The 6158-nt window shown below is 46.8% G+C and carries 7 protein-coding genes; 5 read left to right on the top strand and 2 right to left on the bottom strand.

The window, feature by feature from the left end; genetic code table 11:
* The 5 genes from ABYK60_RS18100 to ABYK60_RS18080 all read left to right on the top strand — a co-directional run.
* On the top strand, positions 1–115 hold a 115-nt coding region (locus ABYK60_RS18100; RefSeq protein ID WP_372873394.1), incomplete at its 5' end, for a pyridoxine 5'-phosphate oxidase C-terminal domain-containing protein.
* A gap of 378 nt (positions 116–493) precedes the next feature.
* Positions 494–1069 (top strand): YceI family protein, encoded by a 576-nt coding sequence (locus ABYK60_RS18095; protein ID WP_372873393.1) that lies wholly within the window; start codon positions 494–496, stop codon positions 1067–1069.
* A gap of 99 nt (positions 1070–1168) precedes the next feature.
* Entirely contained in the window at positions 1169–1519 is a 351-nt protein-coding gene (locus ABYK60_RS18090; RefSeq protein WP_372873392.1) for a DUF3802 family protein, read from the top strand.
* A gap of 38 nt (positions 1520–1557) precedes the next feature.
* Entirely contained in the window at positions 1558–1920 is a 363-nt protein-coding gene (locus ABYK60_RS18085) for an STAS/SEC14 domain-containing protein (RefSeq protein WP_372873391.1), read from the top strand.
* A 111-nt stretch (positions 1921–2031) separates the two neighbouring features.
* Entirely contained in the window at positions 2032–2904 is an 873-nt protein-coding gene (locus ABYK60_RS18080) for a RimK/LysX family protein (protein ID WP_372873390.1), read from the top strand.
* Here ABYK60_RS18080 and ABYK60_RS18075 read toward each other — a convergent pair.
* The gene (locus tag ABYK60_RS18075; RefSeq protein WP_372873389.1) at positions 2869–5466 is read right to left on the bottom strand and encodes a PAS domain-containing protein; all 2598 of its coding nucleotides are present in this window, start codon (positions 5464–5466) and stop codon (positions 2869–2871) included. The genes ABYK60_RS18080 and ABYK60_RS18075 overlap by 36 nt on opposite strands.
* A gap of 118 nt (positions 5467–5584) precedes the next feature.
* On the bottom strand, positions 5585–6158 hold a 574-nt coding region (locus ABYK60_RS18070), incomplete at its 5' end, for a methyl-accepting chemotaxis protein (RefSeq protein WP_372873388.1).

Here is a 6158-nt window from a genome sequence, read left to right as displayed (position 1 = left end):
TTTGGTTCGCCCTAACAGCATTGAGTTCTGGCAGGGGGGCGAACACCGGCTTCATGACCGCTTTCTGTATAGCAAAAACAGCAATGGCTGGCTGATTGACCGGCTGGCGCCCTAAGGGGTTGCTTCGGTATACATTGGTGTGATGTTTCCGGCAAGCAGACCTTTTTTGTCTGTTGGAGCGCCGCGAGTGTAGATGCTGCGAGGATGAACACCTTCGTTTCATCCTCGTCGCATAAAAAGTATAAGTTCCTGTCAATGTTAACCCATTATATTTTGGCCATTTTCTGATCTGCCGACATTAGTTACTTCTCTAGTGAGTCCCAGGATTGGATTAATGCCTTCAGATTGATGTGCTTTATTGCAAGCAATAGACAGCCAACATCGGCATTTCGGTCTAGAGTATTATCAGACTTGCACTTCCGGGACTTGCAAAGCCAGTGGCTAACCTTGCAAGATACATAAGTAATTACGTAAATACACAAGGAGATTAGTGATGATTATCCGTGCTCTTTCTGCTGCCGCCCTGATGGTGACGAGCCTCAGCGCTTTTGCCGCCTGGCAGGTCAACAGCGATGCCTCCAACGTCAGCTTCGTGTCAGTGAAAAAAGGCGATGTGGGCGAAGTACACAGATTCAAAGCGCTCGAAGGCAGCCTTAATGACAGTGGCGACTTCAGCCTCAGCATTCCTCTGGCGTCGGTTGATACGGGCGTAGAAATTCGTGACGAGCGCATGAAAAGCATGTTGTTTGAGGTAGAACAATTTCCCTCACTCACACTTTCTGCGAAGATAGACTCGGTAGCGGTGGATGCGTTGCCGGTAGGACAACTCCTCCAACTCGAATTACCTGCTGAAATTACGCTGCACGGTAAAACTGACCGGGTGAATGTGGACGTCACAGTTGCGCGTCTTAGCGATGAGCGCATGTTGGTAAGCAGCCGGGGTATGGTGATGGTTAACGCCGGTAATTTTGGTTTGACTGCCGGGGTTGAAAAGCTGCGTGAAGTCGCAGGTCTGTCCGCCATCAGCAAAGCTGTACCGGTCTCTTTTATGTTGTTGCTTGAAAAATAAACGGATTGCTATGCTTTAAGGAAGAAGACTTGAATTTGTTCCATAATACATAAGTTGTCGGGAGCAGTTCCGACCAAGACGTGCAATACAGGATTTGACATGGTCACAGATAAAGACGGTTATATGCATCTCGTTCAATACCTGACAGAGAATCTTGGGCTGTTTGAAACTCCTGAGGGACGCGGGCTGTCTGATGAGACCGTTATGGAGTTGTTTGAAGAGCAATTGTCCGCGCAGATTATTATGGTCTGTGGCCAAAATCCTGAGCTGAGTTTTTCTCAGCGCAATATGATCATTCGGGAGGTGGATGCCATTGTGTACGATCTCGAAGAGATATTGGCACATGTAGGTAAGAAGAAAGCCACGCCGGAGCAAACGCACTTTATTGCGGACTTCTCGGGGCTTATCAAAAACCTGTTTGATCAGGAAATCGTTAAGCTCATCGCCTGATGTTTTCCCGTCGTGGCTCATTGTCTTAGGGAGGGGTCATGATTAGCATTGAAACCGGATTCGAACACGACACTCTGGCCGTCCGTGCCCAGGGTGTTATCTCTCCTGAAGATTATACCGAGGTGTTGGTGCCGGCATTGGAAGCGGTCCTGCGCGACCATGCTTCGGTCCGCCTCTGGTATCAAATCGATGATAAATGCCGCGGCATGCGACTGTCCTCTCTATGGCAGGACTTTCTGCTGGGTGTATTTCACCTTGATGATTTTCGCTGTGTGGCTATCGTTACCGACCGCGGGCTGTTCAGGCGAATGGGTGAGCTCATCGCGTTGTTTTTGCCGTGTCCGGTTAAGGTCTTTGCGCTGAGCGAGCAACATCTTGCCCGCGAATGGCTGATGCAATAAAGCTGATTGCTTTTATCCTGATTGGTAATTACAGCGGCTTTCCGTTATGGTGGTTGTAATCAGACACCATGAGTACCTTTTTGTAATCATTACGTTTTCAGGATGTTATCTATGTTTCGAATCGGGATAGCCCTCATTGTTTTATTTTTGTCGGCATCGGCGCTGGCCGATAAAGCCGTCGTTGGTCAAACCACAGAAATTCAACTGTCGGCAGCTGGCTTTGCCATGACTGCCAGGGTTGATACCGGCGCATCGGTGAGCTCCATTCACGCCTTCAATATTGAGGTAATAGGTGGTGCCGGCAGGAAGATGAAGGATGATATTGGTAAGCTGGTACGCTTTTCAACCGAAAATGGCAAAGGTCAGGTCCAGCGTCTCGAAGCACGCATTGTGAAAGTGAGCACTGTGTCAAACTCTCAGGGTACCGAGAGCCGTTATACAGTGGAGCTTGAGCTTGTCCACGATAAAGACGTGCGAAAAGTCCGTGTAAATTTGAGAGACCGTGGCCATATGGATTACAAGTTGCTGCTGGGCCGCAACTGGCTGGAGGGTAATTATCTCGTTGATGTTGCAGAACAGAATGTGATTGGTCCGCGTGCGCCTATTCATATCGTAGAAGCGGATTTGACCATAGACACCCGCATCGATACTGGTGCAGTGGAAAACAGCCTCCATGCGGTTGATCTGGAAATTGAAAATGAAAACAAAACCGATATGGATGCCAATATTGGTAAAAAAATCAGTTTTACCACCGCGAATGAGAAAGGCCAAACCCGGCGGGTTTACAGCCGGATTATTGAGACTTCACTCATTCGGAATGCCCAGGGCAGTGAAATTCGTTACATGGTGGAGTTGACCTTGGGTGAACCTGGTAAAGAGTTCAAAGTGAAAGTAAATCTCAAAGACAGAACCGAGATGACCCACAAATTGTTAATTGGTCGCAACTGGTTACAAGGACACTATCTGGTCGATGTCAGCCTTTGAGTAATTCGCCAGTGGCAGTTCGCATTCGATTAGACTTGTGATTGCTATCGTTGGGAGTAACCTCAATTTGCCGGAAAAATGCGTTGCAAGCCAATTGGACAGATCATCAAGTTCATTTGTAATCGCAGATGGGCTGACTCCGTGACGTTCAAATCGTATAAGGCAATCAGTGTCACGTTGTTGAACCTCTATGCTTATACGAGCATCTAATTTTGAGTGCCCATTAGTGATATCCAGACTTATCAAAAGACGTACCAGACTATGTGCAAGCATACCCAGTTGCCAAGGTTCCAATGCGACCATCAGCTTATGTTCGCCGGAAAGCGAAAGATGAACCTTGTTGCTCTGGAGTTGATGGCTGAACAAGGTTTCCAGGGCTGTAAGAACTTCCAAAGGTGCGGCGGCGTTACTGCCCCGAAACTTCATTGCGACGCTATCTAATTCCCTTAGCCGTTTAGCTTGCTCGGTCATTGCGATTCGTACGGTATCAAGTTCAGTTTTATTGTCACAAACTTTGGCCAGCAGCGTATTTTGCTCGTTGACCATAAGACTTACGATCGCTCTGTTCCACGACTTCACTAAACGACGTTCTGTCTGCCAGGCTCGTTCTCTATCGTCTGCATATATCGTATCTGAGTCATATTGATTCAGTGAAAATTCCGCCTGTCTGAGCAGTGAGTCCAGGCTTGTTATCTTTTGGGTACTTTCATAAAGTTCGGATTCGAGTTTTGTAATTCTCTGCGTCAGTTCGTTTTCGAGTCGTTTTCTGCTTTGAATGTCAAAGGCGATGGCACCAATGCCCCGCAGATTGTCATCTTCGTCTCTGATGGCAAACTTGGTTATCTGAAAATTCAGTTCCCCTAATCTGGTGGGCAAAACTTCTTCATAATGTAAGGGGGCATCCTGGTTAATGACCCTTTGATCTGACTGAGCATAGGATTGCACTAAATCTGAAGAGAATAATTTTTGATCAGTTGCGCCTATTATTCTTGAGCGATCCAATCCTATGGTTTCGCAAAATTTATCATTTACTAGTATGTACCGACCGGATATGTCTTTTATGTAGATGATATTGGGTGAAGATTTAAGTAAAGCAAGCAGATGTTCCCTATGGGTCAATAAATCCTGTTGTGCTTCGCGCTGTACTTCCAACTGTTGTTCCAAGGCGAGATTAGATGCATCCAAACTTGCCATGGCTACTTCAAGCTGATGTGATCTGGCAACAAAGGCGCTGGCAAGAATGCCAATTTCGTCCGGTCGCGATGAGGCTTCCAATTCGAGATAAGCTGCATCGTTTGACTTAAGAGCAGTAACCATACGCCCCAGCGGACGAATAAAGAGTTGTCTTTGGATTAAATACATTAAGCCCAAGGCCAAAAATTGCGCCAACAATAAATATAAACCGGCTCGCTCAGCGAGTAATAATGCCTCGTGTTTGAACGAAGTCTTAGGGGTGACTGTAATTACTTTCCAAAATGTAACTGGCATTCGGTAAACAGATACCAAGCTATTTTCATTAAGCACCGGATCTGACGCAAACTCCAATGTGCCCAGTAGCTGTGCTGTTTTTTGCTGTGTTCTGGCACCATTATTTATAATGGCTTCGAACATATTTCTATTGTGGGTTCCACGCTTTAATGCCATGGAAGAAAACTGCTCCTGCGTTATCAAAAGGTGTTCTTGGGATTCGGCAATAAATTGTTTGTCGGCGGTAATGATCAAATTCTGCAGTGATTGAAACTCACTAAAATAACTGGCTAAAGCAGCAAGACTGGTTTGAGAGACATTTTGTGCCGCTTCCCCATCCCCAAAAGCACCAGACAGTGGAAAAGACAAAACTTGATTGAACTGATCCAGTAACATCACGTAGCCACCCATTTCATGGCTGGCATCGTTAACTAGCTGTGTCAGGCTTGAAAGGCTGACATCGACAGTTGCAGCTCCTTTAAACTCATGATCTTGCCAAATGGGTACAGACGCAGTGACCATGGATTCTTGTGTATGAGGATCAATATATGAGGGTGACCAAAATACTTTCCCAGCGGGAAAAAGACGTGTTGGCTTATACCAATTTTCATCTTGGTATCCACTGCTGACATTATTGTAGCCGTCATTTTTTCGAAGTTGTCCAAGTAGATCTTTTACCCAAAATAAGCTTCTGGCAGAGGGTTCATCACCCAGAGGGAAAGAGGGGTCAGGCCAGATGCCGCCGCCGGCTATAACTTCCCTGTGTTCCGGCAGGGATAAAAGACCCGGAATTGTTTCATCAATAACGTGAACAGCATTTCGTTGTGTGCCAGCAACGTCAGCAATTGCTGTTACCAAGGTCTCCAGACGAGCCGTAAGTTCATGGAGTTTGGCCAGCATCAACTGACCTTGAGAGAGATTAAGATTTAGTTCCTGCTGAAATCTTTCTTCTTTAAGAGAACCAAGCATTATCCAGACTGTGATAATCAACAGTATCGCGGCCACAAGTGTTTGTACCAGTCCAACCTGAAAGGGCAGACTGTTGCGCCACTTGGGATGGATTTGCCGTGACACAGAGGCCTTGGATTGATTCATGGCTGAGCCGGTTCCTTGGGCTTACTGGGTGTCCAAAGGTGTTAGTCTACTGGATAATCTGTTGTTTGCCATTAGCTTAAAGTAAAAAAGGCACCCGAAGGTGCCTTTGGGGGCCAACCTAGATTTTAAGGCCGACCAATAACTGATCGAGTTTTTCAGCTGTGGCATGCAGTTCATCACAGCCGGACACCGATTGATTGGCCGATTGTTCCACATCGTGTGACTGATTGCGAATTTCCATCAGGTTTCCTGCAATCTCATTAGCTACTGCAGACTGTTCCTCTGCCGAGGTAGCAATGAGCACACTCATATCAAACACTTTGGCACTATGATGAGCGATACTGTTTAAGTCCTCACCTGTTTTAATCACGTGCTTTTTGCCTTCATCGGCTTGATCTACGGTGCGTGCCATTACCTGGGTAAGGTTTCGTGAACCGCTTTGCAAGGCTTCGATCATAGATTTGATTTCTACCGTGGCCGCCTGTGTGCGGCCCGCGAGGGTACGAACCTCATCTGCCACCACCGCAAAACCACGTCCTTGTTCACCGGCACGGGCCGCTTCGATGGCAGCGTTCAGTGCAAGCAGGTTGGTCTGCTCTGAAATGGCATTAATGGTGGTGACCACTTCATCAATTCGACTGGCGTTTTCATTCAAAACAGTAACGGCATCGGCTGCAGTGGCAATTTCATTC

Source organism: Shewanella sp. (assembly GCF_041630135.1).
GTDB lineage: Bacteria > Pseudomonadota > Gammaproteobacteria > Enterobacterales > Shewanellaceae > Shewanella.
The sequence above is the reverse complement of the archived record's forward strand: the minus strand, read 5'-3'. Positions and strand labels throughout refer to the sequence as shown.